This window comes from Thermithiobacillus plumbiphilus, from assembly GCF_038070005.1.
Classification (GTDB): Bacteria; Pseudomonadota; Gammaproteobacteria; order Acidithiobacillales; family Thermithiobacillaceae; genus JBBPCO01.
In genome coordinates this window covers 139,424-154,866 of record NZ_JBBPCO010000005.1, presented here as the reverse complement: position 1 = coordinate 154,866, position 15,443 = coordinate 139,424, and the positions used below count along the sequence as shown (strand labels likewise).

At 65.1% G+C, this 15,443-nt stretch carries 13 protein-coding genes; 10 read left to right on the top strand and 3 right to left on the bottom strand.

Annotation, left to right across the window (positions count from 1 at the left end; translation table 11 throughout):
* Nucleotides 1-85: 85 nt before the first annotated feature.
* The 3 genes from WOB96_RS06860 to WOB96_RS06850 are packed head-to-tail and all read right to left on the bottom strand — an operon-like array spanning nucleotide 86 to nucleotide 4,331.
* The gene (locus tag WOB96_RS06860; protein ID WP_341370541.1) at nucleotides 86-1,141 is read right to left on the bottom strand and encodes a lipocalin-like domain-containing protein; all 1,056 of its coding nucleotides are present in this window, start codon (nucleotides 1,139-1,141) and stop codon (nucleotides 86-88) included.
* Nucleotides 1,141-3,657: an FtsX-like permease family protein gene (locus tag WOB96_RS06855; RefSeq protein WP_341370540.1), complete on the bottom strand. Its 2,517-nt coding sequence runs from the start codon at nucleotides 3,655-3,657 to the stop codon at nucleotides 1,141-1,143. Before WOB96_RS06855 ends, WOB96_RS06860 begins: the two co-directional genes overlap by 1 nt.
* Nucleotides 3,654-4,331, bottom strand: a complete 678-nt coding sequence (locus tag WOB96_RS06850) for an ABC transporter ATP-binding protein (protein WP_341370539.1) — start codon at nucleotides 4,329-4,331, stop codon at nucleotides 3,654-3,656. Before WOB96_RS06850 ends, WOB96_RS06855 begins: the two co-directional genes overlap by 4 nt.
* 134 nt (nucleotides 4,332-4,465) lie before the next feature.
* On the opposite strand from WOB96_RS06850, the gene def reads away from it, so the two are divergent.
* From def to WOB96_RS06800, 10 genes are read left to right on the top strand one after another with little or no spacing between them, the layout of a single operon-like run.
* Complete coding sequence (gene def, locus WOB96_RS06845) at nucleotides 4,466-4,969, top strand: peptide deformylase (RefSeq protein ID WP_341370538.1); 504 nt, start codon at nucleotides 4,466-4,468, stop codon at nucleotides 4,967-4,969.
* Nucleotides 4,970-4,971: 2 nt separating this feature from the next.
* Nucleotides 4,972-5,931, top strand: a complete 960-nt coding sequence (gene fmt, locus WOB96_RS06840; RefSeq protein ID WP_341370537.1) for a methionyl-tRNA formyltransferase — start codon at nucleotides 4,972-4,974, stop codon at nucleotides 5,929-5,931.
* A gap of 18 nt (nucleotides 5,932-5,949) precedes the next feature.
* On the top strand, nucleotides 5,950-7,269 hold the full coding sequence (gene rsmB, locus WOB96_RS06835) for a 16S rRNA (cytosine(967)-C(5))-methyltransferase RsmB (RefSeq protein ID WP_341370565.1): 1,320 nt from the start codon (nucleotides 5,950-5,952) through the stop codon (nucleotides 7,267-7,269).
* On the top strand, nucleotides 7,266-7,820 hold the full coding sequence (locus WOB96_RS06830) for a DUF4390 domain-containing protein (RefSeq protein ID WP_341370536.1): 555 nt from the start codon (nucleotides 7,266-7,268) through the stop codon (nucleotides 7,818-7,820). Before rsmB ends, WOB96_RS06830 begins: the two co-directional genes overlap by 4 nt.
* Nucleotides 7,793-10,057 carry a sensor histidine kinase gene (locus WOB96_RS06825; RefSeq protein ID WP_341370535.1) on the top strand — a complete coding sequence of 755 codons (2,265 nt, stop codon included), beginning with the start codon at nucleotides 7,793-7,795 and terminating at the stop codon, nucleotides 10,055-10,057. Before WOB96_RS06830 ends, WOB96_RS06825 begins: the two co-directional genes overlap by 28 nt.
* A complete protein-coding gene (locus WOB96_RS06820) occupies nucleotides 10,057-11,439 on the top strand; it encodes a sigma-54-dependent transcriptional regulator (RefSeq protein ID WP_341370534.1) in 1,383 nt (460 codons plus the stop codon). The genes WOB96_RS06825 and WOB96_RS06820 overlap by 1 nt, the downstream gene beginning before the upstream one ends.
* 34 nt (nucleotides 11,440-11,473) lie before the next feature.
* Entirely contained in the window at nucleotides 11,474-12,853 is a 1,380-nt protein-coding gene (gene trkA, locus WOB96_RS06815; RefSeq protein WP_341370533.1) for a Trk system potassium transporter TrkA, read from the top strand.
* Between the two features lie 3 nt (nucleotides 12,854-12,856).
* On the top strand, nucleotides 12,857-14,314 hold the full coding sequence (locus tag WOB96_RS06810) for a TrkH family potassium uptake protein (RefSeq protein WP_341370532.1): 1,458 nt from the start codon (nucleotides 12,857-12,859) through the stop codon (nucleotides 14,312-14,314).
* Nucleotides 14,315-14,331: 17 nt separating this feature from the next.
* Nucleotides 14,332-14,859 carry a molybdenum cofactor biosynthesis protein B gene (moaB, locus tag WOB96_RS06805; RefSeq protein ID WP_341370531.1) on the top strand — a complete coding sequence of 176 codons (528 nt, stop codon included), beginning with the start codon at nucleotides 14,332-14,334 and terminating at the stop codon, nucleotides 14,857-14,859.
* A 7-nt stretch (nucleotides 14,860-14,866) separates the two neighbouring features.
* Complete coding sequence (locus WOB96_RS06800) at nucleotides 14,867-15,415, top strand: class I SAM-dependent methyltransferase (protein ID WP_341370530.1); 549 nt, start codon at nucleotides 14,867-14,869, stop codon at nucleotides 15,413-15,415.
* Nucleotides 15,416-15,443 lie beyond the last annotated feature (28 nt).

Here is a 15,443-nt window from a genome sequence, read left to right as displayed (position 1 = left end):
TCCCGGTTTCAGTGTGCCTTTATCGGCACATTAACCATGGCACAGGATGACGGGCTGTCAAGCGCCTGAGCTGTAAGCCATTGTCCTACATCTGCAAACGCTTACCATAACCGGTGAGCTCCAGATAGCCCCGCCCGACCCGCTGTCCGTCCCGCCAGGCTTCCACCGCGCCCTCCCAGTAGCGCGTGCCAGTGCTGGCGCGGGCGTCGAGCTCCTGGTCCGGCATCAGCGGGCGCAGTTCAAGGCTCAATCCGGGGGCGCTGACCTGCCAGCGTACCGGGTAGCGGATGCCGCTGCGCGGGCTGGTCCAGTACGCCAGGGGCTTGAAATGCACCTCATTGGGCGCGAAAACCCGCACCCGGCCCTGGGCGTCGCGATAGGTGCCGCTGGCCCAGAGTGCGCGGCCATCGGGCCTGCGCATGCGAAACAGCATCAGCGCGCCGCCATCATCGAGATTCAGGCCCAGCCAGTCCCAGCCACTGGCGGCTTTATTGAGATAATTGCTGGACCACTCGTGATCGAGCCAGGCGCGGCCCTGCGCCGGGATGGCTTTGCCTTGACGGGTAACCGTGCCAGTGACGCTGAGCTGCGGCTCGCTGTAGTAGTGGCTGGCGTCGCCCGGTGTGGGGCTCTTGCGGCTGTAGCCCTGCTTGCCTTGCAGCAATCTGGCCTGGGTCGGTGAAAATTGCAGATCGAGCGTAAAGCCCTTGGCGGGAATGTGGGCGCGATAGCCGGTTGCGGTCTGTTCCAGGCGCCAGTCGTCGATCCAGACCTTGGTATGCCCAATCTCTGCTTGCGCCAGGCCAAATCCCGCGCGGGCGGCCTTTTCATCCACCAGCAGCTTGCCGAGCTGCGGGTCGGCAAGGGCGGCATGGGCAAAGAGGATCTGGCGCGGGGTGAAACGGCTCGGGTTGCGGGTATCGAGCGGCGGGCGGGTGCGGAAAAAGGTGATCTGGAAGCCCAGCGGCTTGCCTTGTGGTGTTTGTACCTGGCCGGTGACGTACCACCATTCGGTGCGAAAGGCCGGATGGCTGCCAAGATCCCTGGGAAACTGCAGGGCACGATCCGGCAGCACCGGCGGATAGTCGAAAGCCAGCGCCGGCAGCGGAAGCAGCAGTAACAGCATCAGCAAATAGGGCATCATTCCTCCCGGACGGCCTGGATCACGTCGCCGCGCATGGCCTGGCGGGCGCTGAACAGCGCGGTGGCGACAGCGGCGAGCAGGAGCAGCAGGCTCAGGCCCGCGAGCGGTCCCCAGGGCACATGCAGGCCCATGCTCCAGTGAAAGGACTGGCGATTGACCACATGGATCAGGATCAGGCTGATGCCCCAGCCGAGCAGCCAGCCGATGGCAATGCCCGTGGCGCTCATGAGCGTGGCCTCCAGGGCCAGCATGGCGCCGATCTCGCGCCGGCCCATACCGAGATGGCGCAGCATGCCAAACTCGCCGCGCCGCGCCAGCACCTGGGCGCTGACACTGTTGCTGATGCCAAACAGGCCGATCAGTACAGCAACAATTTCCAGCAGGTAGGTGATGGCGAAGCTGCGGTCGAAGATGCCGAGGCTGATCTGGCGGATTTCTCCCGGCGAGCGGATCTCGATTTGCTGGCCCAGGGGCAGGCGCGCGCGCAGGGCCTCGCTGACCTGGCTGGCACGGGCGCCCGGGGTGAGCCAGAGCGCGGCGTCGGTCACGTCACGGTCGCCGGTGAGCGCGATGTATTGCCGGCGATCCAGCACCACCGCACCCCACTGGCGGGCATAGTCGCGCCAGACGCCTGCAACATAAAAAGCCTGCTGTCGCCCGCTGATGGGCAGCTTGATGCGCTGGCCCGGCTGATAGCCATAGAGATCCTGCATGGCCTCGGAAATCCAGACCGGTGCAATGCCGGGCGGGGCCGGGTTTTTGGCTTGACTCAGCAGCGGCAGATCGCGGGTGGGATCGGGGCCGAGATCGCGGGCAATCAGCGCCACGGCGGGGCGGTTTGGCGCGAGCAGCAGCTCCTGCACCCGCAGGAAGCGCACCGCGCGCACACCGGGCGTCTGGCGGATGCGCTGCTGGTCGGTGGGGCTGAAGAAGGCCGAGCCCTGCTGCTCGGCGGCGCGCATGTAAAGATCCGCCGGCAGGACCTGCCCCAGCCAGGCGTCCACGCTGTCACGAAAGGAGGCGACCATGATCGCCATCGATACCATCAGGCTGAAGCTCACCACGATTGCCGCTACCGCCACCGCCGCCTGTCCCGGCGCGCCGCGCAACTGGGCGATGGCGACCTGGCGCCAGGCCGTGGCCGGCAAGGGTAGCAGTTGCGTGAGCATGGCCAGCAGGCGCGGCATCAACAGCACCGCGCCCACCAATAAAAGCGCGATGGCGATATAGCCAAACAGCGGCAGACCGCCCACCGGCGGCGCCTGGGTGGCGAGTAGCCCGAGCGCAATCAGAAAAAGACCCGGCAGGCTGCCGCGCAGCCGCCCAAGCGCCCGTTCCACGTCTCCGCCTTTCAGGGCAGGCGCTGCTTCGGTGCGCGCCGCCTCCAAGGCAGGCGCCAGCGCGCCGAGCAGGGCGACGAAGAGCCCGAGTGTGAAATAGATGATCAGGGTGGCGGGTTCGAGCTGCAGGCTCGGTGCGATGCCCTCGAAGTAGCCGCCGCCGAGATCCCCGCCCAGCAGCGCCAGCCCGGCCGCGGCCAGCCCGACACCGAGCGCCAGCCCCAGCAGCGCACCCATCAAACCGATGAGCAGCCCCTCGCCAAGCAGCAGCACCACCAGCTCCCGCGGCGTGAGCCCCAATACCCGCAGCAGCGCCAGCTGGGCTCGCCTTCTGAGCACTGCCATGGCGAGTGTCGCAAACACCAGAAAGGCACCGGTGAACAGTGCAACCAGCGAGAGCACGGTGAGGTTCACGCGGTAGGCGCGCGACAGGTCTCCGGCGCGCTCCCCGGCCGCTTCGGGGGCGCTGAGCAGCAATCCGGCCGGCAATTGCCGGCTCAGTGCCGCCCGCACCACCTGAACATCCTGGCCGGGCTGAAGCCGGATGTCGATGCGGTCCAGCCGCCCGAGCTTTTGAAACAGCCACTGTGCGTTGCTGATATCCATCACGCCCAAGGCCTGACGCGGACCTTCCAGCGGCAGGATGCCGATCACCTTGAGCGCCTGGCGGCTCATGCCTACCTGCACCATCAGTTGGTCGCCGGCTTTCAGATGCAGGCGGGAAGCCGCCGCCTGCGAGAGCAGCACGGTATGGTCTTCCAGCAGACCGAGGCCCTCGGGCAGGGCGCCGGGCAGCAGATTCGCCTGCATGCCTGCCGCCCGGAAGGCATCGATGCCAATGATCTTGAGGGTTTCGTTGGCATTCGCCAGGGTGGCGTCCACCTCGATCCCAGGGCTGGCGATGGCTACTGCTGGTTGGCGTGCCAGCCAGGGATAGAGCGACTCGGAAAAGCCCGCTTTCGGGCCTCGCAGCACCAGATCCGCCTGCCCCGAGAGGCTGCGCACCGCCTGGCCGAACTCCCCCACCGCAGCGTTATTGATCAGCGTGACCGCCACCCCGAGCGCCACGCCGAGTGCAATGCCAAGAATGCTCAACAGGGCGCGGCCCCAGTGGGCACGCAGGGCACCGAGTACCGTGGCGCGCCAGACGAGACCTTCACTGAAAACCGTCACGCGGCCTGTCCGATCAGTTGCAGGCCAGTGGCGCCGAGCTGATAGATGCGATCAGCACTTTCAGCGGCCTGGCGTGAATGCGTCACCAGGATGGCGGTGCAGCCGCGTTCGCGCACCTGCTGGCGCAACAGCTCAAGCATCTGCGCGGCGCTGTCCTGATCGAGATTGCCGGTCGGCTCATCGGCCAGCAGCAGTTGCGGTTCATGGACCAGGGCGCGCGCCACCGCCACCCGCTGCATCTGCCCGCCGGAGAGCTCGCGCGGATAGCTCCGGGCCCGGTCGGCCAGGCCCACGGCGTCGAGCATGGCGGCAGCGCGCCCTTCCCGGTGCCGTTTGGGCGTGCCATTGAGTGCCAGCGGCAGGGCCACGTTCTGGCCGACAGTCAGATGCGGCAACAGGTGAAAGGCCTGGAAGATGAATCCCATCCGGGCGCGGCGCAGCCGGGTGCGCTCGGCTTCGGAAAGACGGGTGAGATCGGTGCCGTCGAGGCGGATGCTGCCGCCATCCGCGGTATCCAGCCCGGCAATGAGGTTCAGGAGAGTCGACTTGCCGGTGCCGCTCTCGCCCATGATGGCGGCGTAGTCGCCGGCGGGAAGTTGAAAGGAGAGTCCCTGCAGCACGCTGCGCCCCTGCGGCCCGGTATAAGTTTTTTGCAGATTTTCGATGGAAAGCATGCGCCAGCTCCTGAAACGGCATTCGCAGGGCGAGATCTTTGAAGCAAAAGCGATTTTATGACACTCTAAGACAGATAATCCGCCCCGCCCATCAAACCGACGGGGCCTTGACTATACTTGCTTGAGAGATCCTTATGGCCCTGCTCAACATACTGGAATTCCCGGATACGCGCCTGACCCGGCCAAGCTCGCCCATCATCCGGGTGGACAAGAGCATCCTGCGTCTCGCCGATGACATGGCCGAGACCATGTACAACGCCCCGGGCATCGGTCTGGCAGCCCCCCAGGTGGCCGCCAACCAGCAGTTGATCGTGGTGGACGTCTCCGAGAATCGTAGCGAACTGCTGTCGCTGGTCAACCCCGAGATCATCGAGACGCATGGGATGGAAATCATGAAGGAGGGCTGCCTTTCGGTGCCTGGCGTCTATGAGGAGGTGCAGCGCGCCGAGCGTATCAAGGTACGCGCCCAGGACCTGCAGGGCAAGCCAGTCGAGATCGAGGCCGATGGCCTGCTGGCGGTTTGTCTGCAGCATGAGATCGATCACCTGCACGGGCGCATCTTCGTGGAATACCTGTCGCGCCTGAAACAAAACATGATCCGCAAGAAACTTGGCAAGCGCCAGAAGGAGGTGGGCTGAACATGAGTAACGGACAACGCGTCATCTTCGCCGGTACGCCGGTCTTTGCCGTACCCTCGCTGCAGGCCCTCATCGATGGTCCCGAGGAGATCGTGGCCGTACTCACCCAGCCCGACCGTCCGGCGGGGCGGGGCCGCGCCCTGGCCGAAAGCCCGGTCAAGCAACTTGCCCAGGCGCACGGGCTGCCGGTGCTGCAACCCGACACGCTCAAGAACCCGGAGATCCAGGAGCAGTTGCGGGCGCTGGCGCCGGACCTGATGGTGGTGGTGGCCTATGGCCTGCTCCTGCCGCGCCCTGTGCTGGCCATCCCGCGGCTCGGGGCCATCAATGTGCATGCCAGCCTGTTGCCGCATTTTCGGGGTGCCGCGCCCATCCAGCGCGCCATCGAGGATGGTGAGTGGGAAACCGGCGTGACCATCATGCAGATGGAGACGGGGCTCGACAGCGGGCCGATGCTGCTGAAAAAGCGCATTCACATCGATCCCGAAGAGACCGGGGGTAGCCTGCATGACAAGCTCAAGCGGCTCGGGGCCGAAGCCCTGCGCGAAGCCCTGGATGGTCTGTGGGCCGGGCAACTGCACGCCGAGCCCCAGGATGCCGCGCTCGCCACTTACGCGCCCAAGCTCAGCAAGGACGAGGCGCAACTGGATTGGCTTCTGCCAGCCGCCGACCTGGAGCGCCAGGTGCGGGCCTTCAATCCCTACCCCGTCGCCGAAACCGCTTTTCGCGGCAAGACCTTGCGCATCTGGCAGGCCGCTGTCGCGCCCGAGACCGGCGAGTTGGGTGCCCCGGGCAGCGTGCTGCGCGTGCAGCCGGACGGCATCTGGGTTGCCACCGGCGGTGGCGCGCTGATACTCAAGCGGGTGCAGTTGCCTGGCAAGGATGCGATGGAGATCGGGGCATTCGTCAACGGCTATCAACCAAAGGCGGGGGAGATGCTTGGCAATGCACCACAAAGCTGAAGCGGCACGGAGGACGACCTGAGCCCTGCCCGCCCACCGGCCTCGCGCCCCAAAGCCGTCAAAAGCCCCAGTTCACCCCGCTTGCGGGCCGCCCAGGCGCTGGAACAGGTCTGGAGCGGCAAGTCTCTGGATGACGCGCTGGTTCTGGAAGGCCTGGCGCCCCGGGATCAGGCCCAGGCGCAGTGGCTGGCCTTCGGCACCCTGCGCTGGGGCCTGCGCCTGGAAGCCCTCCTGAACCTGCTTCTGGAAAAGCCCTTCAAGGCCAGGGAGCAGGATCTCAAGGCGCTGCTGATCGTGGCGCTCTACGAACTGGACGCCTCGCGCGTGCCGGAAGCGGTCACGGTACATGAGTACGTGGCGCTCACCAGCCAGCTTGGCAAGGACTGGGCGCGCGGCCTTGCCAATGCCGTATTGCGGCGCTACCTGCGCGAGAAAACGGCGCTCGACGCCAAGGTCGACGCCATGGAGCCGGCTGTCGCCAAGGCCCATCCTGCCTGGCTGGTGGAGATGCTGCAGCAAGCCTATCCGCAACACTGGCCGGCCATCCTCGACGCCAACAATGCCCACCCGCCTTTCGTGCTGCGGGTCAATGCGCGCGTCATCAGCCGGGATGACTACCTGGCCCGGCTGAACGAGGCCGGTATCGCCGCCAGGGCGCATCCGGCCAGCCCCGCCGGTATCGAGCTCGATACCCCACAGGCGGTGGAGAGCCTGCCCGGCTGGCAGGCCGGCTTGGCGTCGGTGCAGGATGCCGCTGCCCAGCGCGCTGCCATCCTGCTCGACCCGCAACCCGGAGAACGGGTGCTGGACGCCTGCGCGGCACCCGGTGGCAAGACCGCACATCTTCTGGAGCGTGCGGACATTGCACTGACTGCGGTGGACATTTCGCCCGCGCGCCTGAAGCGCATTCGTGCTACGCTGGAGCGACTGAAATTGCCGACAGCGACGCTCATCGCCGGAGATGCGGCGCAGCCGGATGACTGGTGGGATGGCCAACTGTTCGATGCGATCCTGCTCGATGCGCCCTGCTCCGCCACGGGTGTCATCCGCCGCCATCCCGACATCAAGTATCTGCGCCATGCCGAGGATGTGGCGGCCACGGCCGTCCTGCAGCAGGCACTACTGGATGCCCTCTGGGCTCTGCTGCGGCCGGGTGGGCGTCTGCTCTACGCCACCTGCAGCGTGCTGCCGGCGGAAAATGCGGCGCAGATCGAAGCATTTTGCCAACAACACAAAGATGCCCACCTGGCCTCCACGCCAGGAAGCGGCCAGATCTTGCCAGGGACAGAAGGAATGGACGGTTTTTTCTATGCCTTGCTGGTACGGGAGGGGCAGTGATTCGCATTTGGGGCGGGCCTTTGTGGCTCCTGCTGATCCTGCTGCTGCCCATCAACGCATTCGCTGCCAACTTCGAGGTCGAGAATGCCCGGCTGAACAAGCGCGAGGGCGCCTATTATCTTAACGCCAGCTTCAACCTGGAAACGGCGGCCCATCTGCGTGAGCTGCTGGACCGCGGGGTGTTGGTGACGCTGGTGACCGAAGCGAAGGTGGAGGCGCCGCGTCCGCTGATCTGGGGCGATACCATCGCCCTGGTGCGCCAGATCCGGCGGGTGCAGTATCATCCACTGACCCGGCTTTACATCATCGATGAGCCAAGTACCGGTCTGCGACGCATCTTTCCCAGCTGGCCCCAGGCGCTCGCGGCCCTGCAGCAGGTGCGGGACATGCCGGTGATCGATGAGGTCCTGCTGAGTCCTGACCAAGACTACGAGGCCTATGTCAGGGTTCGTCTTTCCACCTCGGCCCTGCCGCTGGGCCTGCGATTCAGCGCCCTGATTTCCGACTGGGGCATGGACAGCGAATGGAAGCGCATTCCTCTACGGCCGTAAGGCGCCTGTCCACCCTGGGGGTCGCCCGCCTGGGTGGCGGCTTTGCCAGTGGCTGGGGCGTGCTGGTCCTGCTTTTTGCCCTGGCCGGCACCATCGCCATGACCTATCTGGCCAGCCAGGGTCGGGATTACGGCGGCTACTTCATTCCCTTGCTGATCGCCAACGGCATTGCCGTGCTGCTGCTGGGCGTGCTGATCTTCTACAACGCGCTGGTGTTCTGGCGTCAGTGGCGGGCGGGCATTCTCGGTACCCGGCTTGCCATGCGTCTGGTGCTGCTGGTGGCAGTGCTCACGGTGACACCCGCCGGCGTGATCTTCGGCTTCTCCTGGCAGTTTCTCAATCAGGGGGTGGACTCCTGGTTCAATGTCGAGGTGCGCGACGCCCTGGAGCAGGCCATGTCCGTGGCGCGCAGCAGCATCGAGCAGAACCGCTCGACAACCCTGGAGGCGGCCCAGAACATCGCGCTGGCCCTGGAGGAGGCGGGCAATGCTGCCATGCCGATCGAGAGATTGATGCGCATGCGCAGCCAGTATCACCTTGCCGAGGCCACCCTGCTCGATGAGAATGGCCGGATCCTTGCCAGCAGCAGCGATTTCCTGAGTCTCGCACCTCGGCCGGTGTCCCCGGAGATGCTGACCCTGGCGCGCGCGCGCTATCCCTATACCCTGGTGGAACCCGATCCCAATGGCAGGCTGGTCATCAAGATCCTGCTCACGCTCAATCGCGCCAACTTCGCGCAGCCGCAACGCTTTCTCTATGTCATGAACCCCCTGCCGCAGGAACTCACGGCCGCGGCCGACAGCATCCAGCTGGCTTACCAGCGCTACCAGCAACTGGAGCTGATCCGCGACCCGATGAAGGCGGCCTTCAACCTGAGCCTGACCAGCGTGTTGCTGGTCACCATCCTGACATCCTTATGGATGAGCCTTTTTCTGTCGCGGCGACTGGCTGCCCCGATCGGGCATCTGGCAGCCGGCACGCGGGCGGTGGCGCGGGGCGAGTTCGCGCCCCTGCTGCCGGTGGGTGGGCATGATGAAATGGGTATTCTCGTGCACTCCTTCAACAGCATGACCCGCCAGCTGGCTCAGGCCCAGCGCAATGCCGCCCAGGCCCGTCAGCAGGCCGAGGCCCGGCGCGCCTTCCTTGAAACCATTCTGGGGCATCTCTCCAGTGGCGTGATGACCTTTGATGTGCAGGGTCATCTGACCACCGCCAATGCCGCCGTGACCCAGCTCCTTGGCGTGAGCATGGAGCGTGAGCTCGGGGAGCCGGTGGATTATCTCAAGCGCCGACACCCGGAATATGCCGCCCTCTTCGAGTGGGTGGAGCACCGTTTCGCCCGGCGCGACCGCTATATCCAGGAGGAACTGGTGGTGGAGCGCGGCAGTGGCCGGCAGGTCCTGCTGTTGCGTGCCGCGGCCCTGCCCCAGAGCGCGCCGACCGAGGATAACGAGCGGGATGAGGAACATCCCGGCCAGGGTGGCTTCGTGCTGGTGTTCGACGACATCACCACGTTGCTGCAGGCACAGCGCTCGGCGGCCTGGAGCGAGGTGGCCCGGCGTCTGGCTCACGAGATCAAGAATCCGCTCACACCGATTCAGCTGTCGGCCGAGCGTCTGCGTCGCAAGTACCTGAGCCAGCTTGGCGAGGCCGGCGAGCCGCTGGACCGCGCCACCCGTACCATCATCAATCAGGTGGAAAGCCTCAAGGTGATGGTCGACGCCTTCTCGGAATATGCCCGCCAGCCCCAGCTGCGGCTGCGGCCCCTGGATCTGAATGCCCTGATTCTCGATGTGCTGGAGCTTTATCGCGAGCAGAATGCCCGCGAGGGCGGGGTGCGGATCGTCACCGATCTTGATCCTACCCTGCCGCTGGTGGAGGCCGATGCCGGACGTCTGCGTCAGGTGCTGCACAACCTGGTCCGCAATGCCCTGGACGTGCTCAGCCCCAATCAGCGCCTGGAAATCAGGACTCGTGCCAGCGGCGGCGCCGAGGGCGCGCTCAACGTGCATCTGACAGTCAGTGATTCCGGGCCGGGCTTTCCGCCCGAAATTCTTGAAAGGGTATTTGAACCTTATGTCACGACCAAGCCCAAAGGCACTGGACTGGGGCTTGCGATCGTGAAGAAGATGGTTGATGAGCACGGGGGACAGATCAGTGCCAGCAATCACCCCGAGGGTGGGGCACAGGTACTGATCGTGCTGCCGGCACGCGTTTTGAACAGAGGAGTGGCCTAATGGAAGCGGCAATGGCGAACATGCCCCAGCAGGAGTCCCGGGCGCGGGTCCTGATTGTGGACGATGAACCGGACATCCGGGAGTCCCTGCGGGAGATCCTGGAGGACGAGGGATACCAGATCCTGACCGCAGCCGACAGTCGCGAGGCCGATCAGCTGCGTCGGAGTGGGCCGGTGGACCTGGTCCTGCTCGACATCTGGATGCCCGGCGAGGATGGTCTGGCTCTGCTCAAGCGCTGGGCCGAGAATGGGCTGGAGCAGCCGGTGGTGATGATGTCCGGGCATGGCACCGTGGAAACTGCGGTGGAGGCAACCAAGCTCGGGGCCTATGACTTCATCGAAAAGCCCCTGTCGCTGGAAAAGACCCTGCTGACCATCGAGCACGCCCTGGAGGCGGCGCGGTTGCGCCAGGAAAATGTCGATTTGAGGCGACAGACCCGGCCGGTGGACGCCCCCAGCGGCAACAGCGTCGCTATCAACCAGTTGCGCCAGCAGATCGAGCGCGTGGCCCTGAGTGATTCCTGGGTGCTGCTGAGTGGCGCGCCCGGCAGCGGCAAGGAAGTTGCGGCCCGTTACCTGCACAGCTGTAGCCGCCGCGCTGCCGGCCCCTTCGTGGATCTCAAGGCCGCTGCCATCACCACGCCCAACATCGCCGTCGAACTCTTTGGCTGCGAAACCGGCGGCCAGGTACATAACGGCCGGCTGGAGCAGGCCAATCGCGGCACGCTCTTCATAGACGAAATCGCCGACATGGATCTTGAAACCCAGGTGCGCCTGCTCTCTGCCCTGCAGGAAGGACGCCTGTTGCGGGTCGGCGGTGTGGCACCGGTGCAGGCCAATGTGCGGGTGGTGGCAGCCACCAGCCGCGATCTGCGCTCGGAAATGCAGGCCGGACGTTTTCGCGAGGACCTTTTCTATCGCCTGAATGTGGTGCCGCTGCGGGTACCGACTCTGGCCGGGCGGCGTCAGGACATCCCCGTGCTGCTGGATGAATTCGTGCGTTTCTATGTCAACCGCGACGGGCTGGCCCCTCGTCAGTTCAGTGCCGGCGCCCTGGAGGTGATGGGGCATTATCCCTGGCCAGGCAATGTGCGTGAGCTGCAGAATCTCGTCGAGCGCTTGCTGATCCTGGCCGAGGGCCCTGAGGTCAGTGCCGAGGAGGTGGAGCGTGCCCTGGGTCTGGACAGCCGTGGCGCGATCAGTTCCGAGGAAACCGAGGACTTCAGCGGCACGCTCAAGACTGCGCGGGACAAGTTCGAGAAGGCCTTTATCGAATACCATCTGGCGCGCAACAGCGGCAACATCGCGCGCACTGCCGAGGCCGTCGGGCTGGAGCGCACGCATCTCTATCGCAAGCTCAAGTCCCTGGGGATCCCATATTGATCTGCAAGCACCGGCCCGACACTGAAACCCTGACATGAAGGTGGTCATCCTCGGCGCCGGCCAGGTGGGTGCCTCCGTGGCGGAGCATCTGGCCACCGAGCGCAACGACATCACCGTGGTCGACATTGATCCGGAGCGGCTGGCGCAACTGCGTGACCGGCTCGACATCCAGACCGTGACAGGCTATGCCTCCTATCCCTCGGTACTCAAGGAAGCTGGAACGCAGGACGCGGATATCCTGATTGCCGTCACCAGCAACGATGAGACCAATATCGTCGCCTGCGAGATGGCGAAGGTGCTCTTCAATACGCCGACCAAGATCGCCCGCATCCGTGCCGCTGAATACTGGAGCCATCCCAAGCTCTTTGACGCCAAGACCTTTCCGGTGGATGTGCTGATCAGCCCCGAGGCCCTGGTCACCGAATACATTCTGCGTCTGGTGGAATATCCCGGCGCCCTGCGCGTGCAGTTCTTCGCCGGTGGGCGGGTGGGGCTGGTCGGCGTCAAGGCCGTACACGGTGGCTCGCTGGTCGGGCACGCCATCCGCGATCTGCGCCGTCACAGTCCCCAGGTCGATACCCGGGTGGCGGTCATCTACCGGCGCAACCGCGCCATCGGACCCGAGGGCAATACGGTGATCGAAGCCGGCGACGAGGTATTCTTCGTCGCCCGCGCCGAGGATATCCGCTGCGTCATGCGCGAACTCGGCAAGGATGATGCCCCGTTCCAGCGGGTGATCATCGCTGGCGGCGGCAACATCGGCCTGCGCCTGGCCCAGGCACTGGAGACGCGCGGTCTTGCCGTCAAGCTGCTCGACCATAATCCCAGGCGCACCCTGCACGCCGCTGAGAAGCTGCAGCGCACCCTGGTCTTGCAGGGCGACGCCGCCGACGAGGACCTGCTCAACCAGGAGGGCATCCGCGAGACGGACCTCTTCATCTCCGTCACCAATGATGACGAGGACAACATCCTCTCGGCCATGCTCGCCAAGCGGCTCGGGGTACGCAACTGCTTCGCCCTGATCAACCGCGCCGCCTATGTGGACCTGGTGCAGACTGGCACTGGCATCGATGTCGCCATCAATCCGCACTGGGCCATCATTGGCTCGATCCTGGCCTACGTGCGTGCCGGAGACATCGCCGCCGTCCACACCCTGCGGTACGGCGCGGCGGAGGTGCTCGACATCGTCGCGCATGGTGATCGCGGCACCTCGCGGGTGGTCGGGCGGCGCATCGAGGAACTCTCCCTGCCCGCCGGCGTCAACATTGCCGCACTGGCGCGCGGCGAAGAAGTCCTAATCGCCCATCACGACACGGTCATCCACCCGGAAGATCACGTCATCGTCTTCGTCACCGACAAACGCCGCATGCGCGACGTGGAGAAGCTTTTCCAGGTCGGTTTCACCTTTCTCTAGCTCATGATCCAGATCGCCGAGGTCCAGCGCGTCCTTGCCCTGTTGCTGCTGATTTTCGCGCAGTTCATGCTGCTGCCTGAAGCGGTGGCCTGGTACTACGGCGATGGTGGGCGGCATGCCTTTTTGCAGTCCTATGTCGTCAGCATGACTTTCGGGATACTCCTGTGGCTGCCGGTACGCGCGGTCCGGCGCGAGCTGCGCAACCGCGATGGCTTCCTGATCGTTGGCCTAGGCTGGCTGATGCTCTCGGTGGTCAGCGCCCTGCCCTTCATCCTGAGCGGCATGACCGGCAGTGTGACCGACGCCATGTTCGAGGCCGTATCCGGCATCACCACCACTGGCTCCACGGTGTTTGCCGGGCTCGATGAACTCCCGCACGCACTGAACTTCTGGCGTCACCTGCTGCACTGGGTCGGCGGCATGGGCATCATCGTGCTGGCGGTGGCCATTCTGCCCTTCCTGGGGGTGGGCGGCCGGCAGATCTTCAAGGCAGAGACGCCGGGCCCGATGAAGGATGCCGCCCTGACGCCGCGCATTGCCAGCACCGCCAAACGGCTCTGGCTCATCTATGTCGGCCTCACCCTGGTCTGCGCCCTGGCCCTCTGGTGGGCCGGCATGACCCCCTTCGATGCCATGAACCATGCCTTCTCGGCGGTTTCCACCGGTGGGTTTTCCACCCATGATGCCAGTATCGCCTACTTCGATTCTCCCCTGATCGAGTTCGTGCTGATCGTGTTCATGCTGCTGGCCAGCATCAATTTTGCCACCCACTATGTTGCGCTGAGTGGTAGAAGCTGGCGGCCCTACTGGCGCGATCCGGAGACCCGGGCAACCCTCGGAGTGATCCTGGGGGCGGGGCTGCTGGCGGCGCTCTATCTCTGGTCCACGGGCGAATATGGAGATTTCCGCACGGCACTGCGTTATGCGATGTTCAATGTGGTGTCGGTAGCGAGCACCACTGGCTTTTCCAACACGGATTTCAATCTCTGGCCGGCCTTCGTGCCCGTGCTCATGCTGTTTCTCAGCAGTTTCGCCGCCAGCGCCGGCTCGACCGGCGGCGGGATCAAGATGGTGCGCGCCCTGCTGCTCATGAGGCAGGGCATGCGCGAGCTGCGTCAGCTCATTCATCCGGGGGCGCTCGATCTGGTAAAATTCAATGGCCGGCGCGTGGATGAGCAGGTGATCACGGCGATCTGGGGGTTTTTCTTCCTGTATGTCGCCACCCTCGGTTTCGCCACCCTGGCCCTGGTCGCCGCCGAGATGGACTTTTACAGCGCCTTCAGCGCGGCCATCGCCCATATCAACAACATGGGGCCGGGCCTCAACGCCGTGGGGCCGGCGACCAACTATGGCGGCATATCCGCGCCCGCCAAGTGGATCCTGATTGCAACCATGCTGCTCGGGCGCCTGGAAATCTATACCCTGCTGGTGCTGTTCACCCGCGCCTTCTGGCGCTACTGAATCCCGGAGAAGTGCTCATGATCGATAGCAACCGTCCCTTCCTGCCCCTGAGCCTTGGAATCCTCACCGTATCTGACACCCGCACGCCGGAAACCGACAAGTCCGGCGATACCCTGGCGAGTCTGGCCGCCGAGGCCGGTCACCGGATTGCTGCCCGGCGTATCGTGCCGGATGATCTCTCCACCCTGCGTCAGGCCTTCGCCGACTGGATCGCCGAACCGGTAATCGACGCCATCGTCAGTACCGGCGGCACCGGCGTCACCGGCCGTGATGTCACGCCCGAGGCCCTCGCGCCCCTGGTCAGCAAGGCCATCCCGGGATTTGGCGAGCTCTTTCGCCAGCTCTCCTTCGCCGAAATCGGCACCAGCACCATACAAAGCCGCGCCGAAGCCGCGATCTGTGAGGGCACGATCGTGTTCCTGCTGCCCGGCTCCACCGGCGCCTGTCGGCTCGGCATGGAAAAGATCATCCTGCCGCAGCTCGACATCCGCCATCGGCCCTGCAATCTGGCCGAATTGTTGCCGCGCATCCGCGATGAGCGATAGATAAGCCTTGGACGAGCAGGAAAGACGTACACGCTGGCAGCGTTGCTATGCGGAAAGCGCCGGTGACATTCCGCAGGCCTGCAGCGTGCTGCGCGATCACTCGCACTTGCTGCCGTCTGAGGGAGACGCCCTGGATCTCGCCTGCGGGCGCGGCGGCAACGCCCTGATGCTGGCTGGTCTGGGCCTGCGTGTGCAGGCCTGGGACTATGCCGAGAGCGCCCTGAACGCGCTGGAATCCCGGGCTCAGGCCGCCGGACTCAGCCTGCACACCCAGTGCCGCGATGTGGTGCGGCAGCCGCCCGCGCCAGGGTCCTTCGATGTCATCGTCGTCAGCAATTTCCTGGCGCGCAACCTGTTTCCGGCGCTGGTCGAAGCCCTGCGCCCCGGCGGGCTGCTGTTCTACGAGACCTGGCTCGGTGAACGCCAGGGGCGGGGGCCGCAGGATCCTGCCTTCCGGCTCGTTCCTGGCGAATTACCGCAACTCATTCAGCCACTGCAGGCACTGCACTATCAGGAAAGCGAAGATCGCGCCAGTCTCGTGGCGCGCTCCCCTTAGGGATGGGACGAGCTCAGCGTGCCGGATC

What these genes read in the sequence shown, in the direction of transcription:
- WOB96_RS06860 (WP_341370541.1), bottom strand. Translation starts at nt 1,141, where the DNA reads ATGCCCTATTTGCTGATGCTGTTACTGCTGCTTCCGCTGCCGGCGCTG.
- WOB96_RS06850 (WP_341370539.1), bottom strand. Translation starts at nt 4,331, where the DNA reads ATGCTTTCCATCGAAAATCTGCAAAAAACTTATACCGGGCCGCAGGGG.
- def (WP_341370538.1), top strand. Translation starts at nt 4,466, where the DNA reads ATGGCCCTGCTCAACATACTGGAATTCCCGGATACGCGCCTGACCCGG.
- fmt (WP_341370537.1), top strand. Translation starts at nt 4,972, where the DNA reads ATGAGTAACGGACAACGCGTCATCTTCGCCGGTACGCCGGTCTTTGCC.
- WOB96_RS06825 (WP_341370535.1), top strand. Translation starts at nt 7,793, where the DNA reads ATGGAAGCGCATTCCTCTACGGCCGTAAGGCGCCTGTCCACCCTGGGG.
- WOB96_RS06820 (WP_341370534.1), top strand. Translation starts at nt 10,057, where the DNA reads ATGGAAGCGGCAATGGCGAACATGCCCCAGCAGGAGTCCCGGGCGCGG.
- trkA (WP_341370533.1), top strand. Translation starts at nt 11,474, where the DNA reads ATGAAGGTGGTCATCCTCGGCGCCGGCCAGGTGGGTGCCTCCGTGGCG.
- WOB96_RS06810 (WP_341370532.1), top strand. Translation starts at nt 12,857, where the DNA reads ATGATCCAGATCGCCGAGGTCCAGCGCGTCCTTGCCCTGTTGCTGCTG.
- moaB (WP_341370531.1), top strand. Translation starts at nt 14,332, where the DNA reads ATGATCGATAGCAACCGTCCCTTCCTGCCCCTGAGCCTTGGAATCCTC.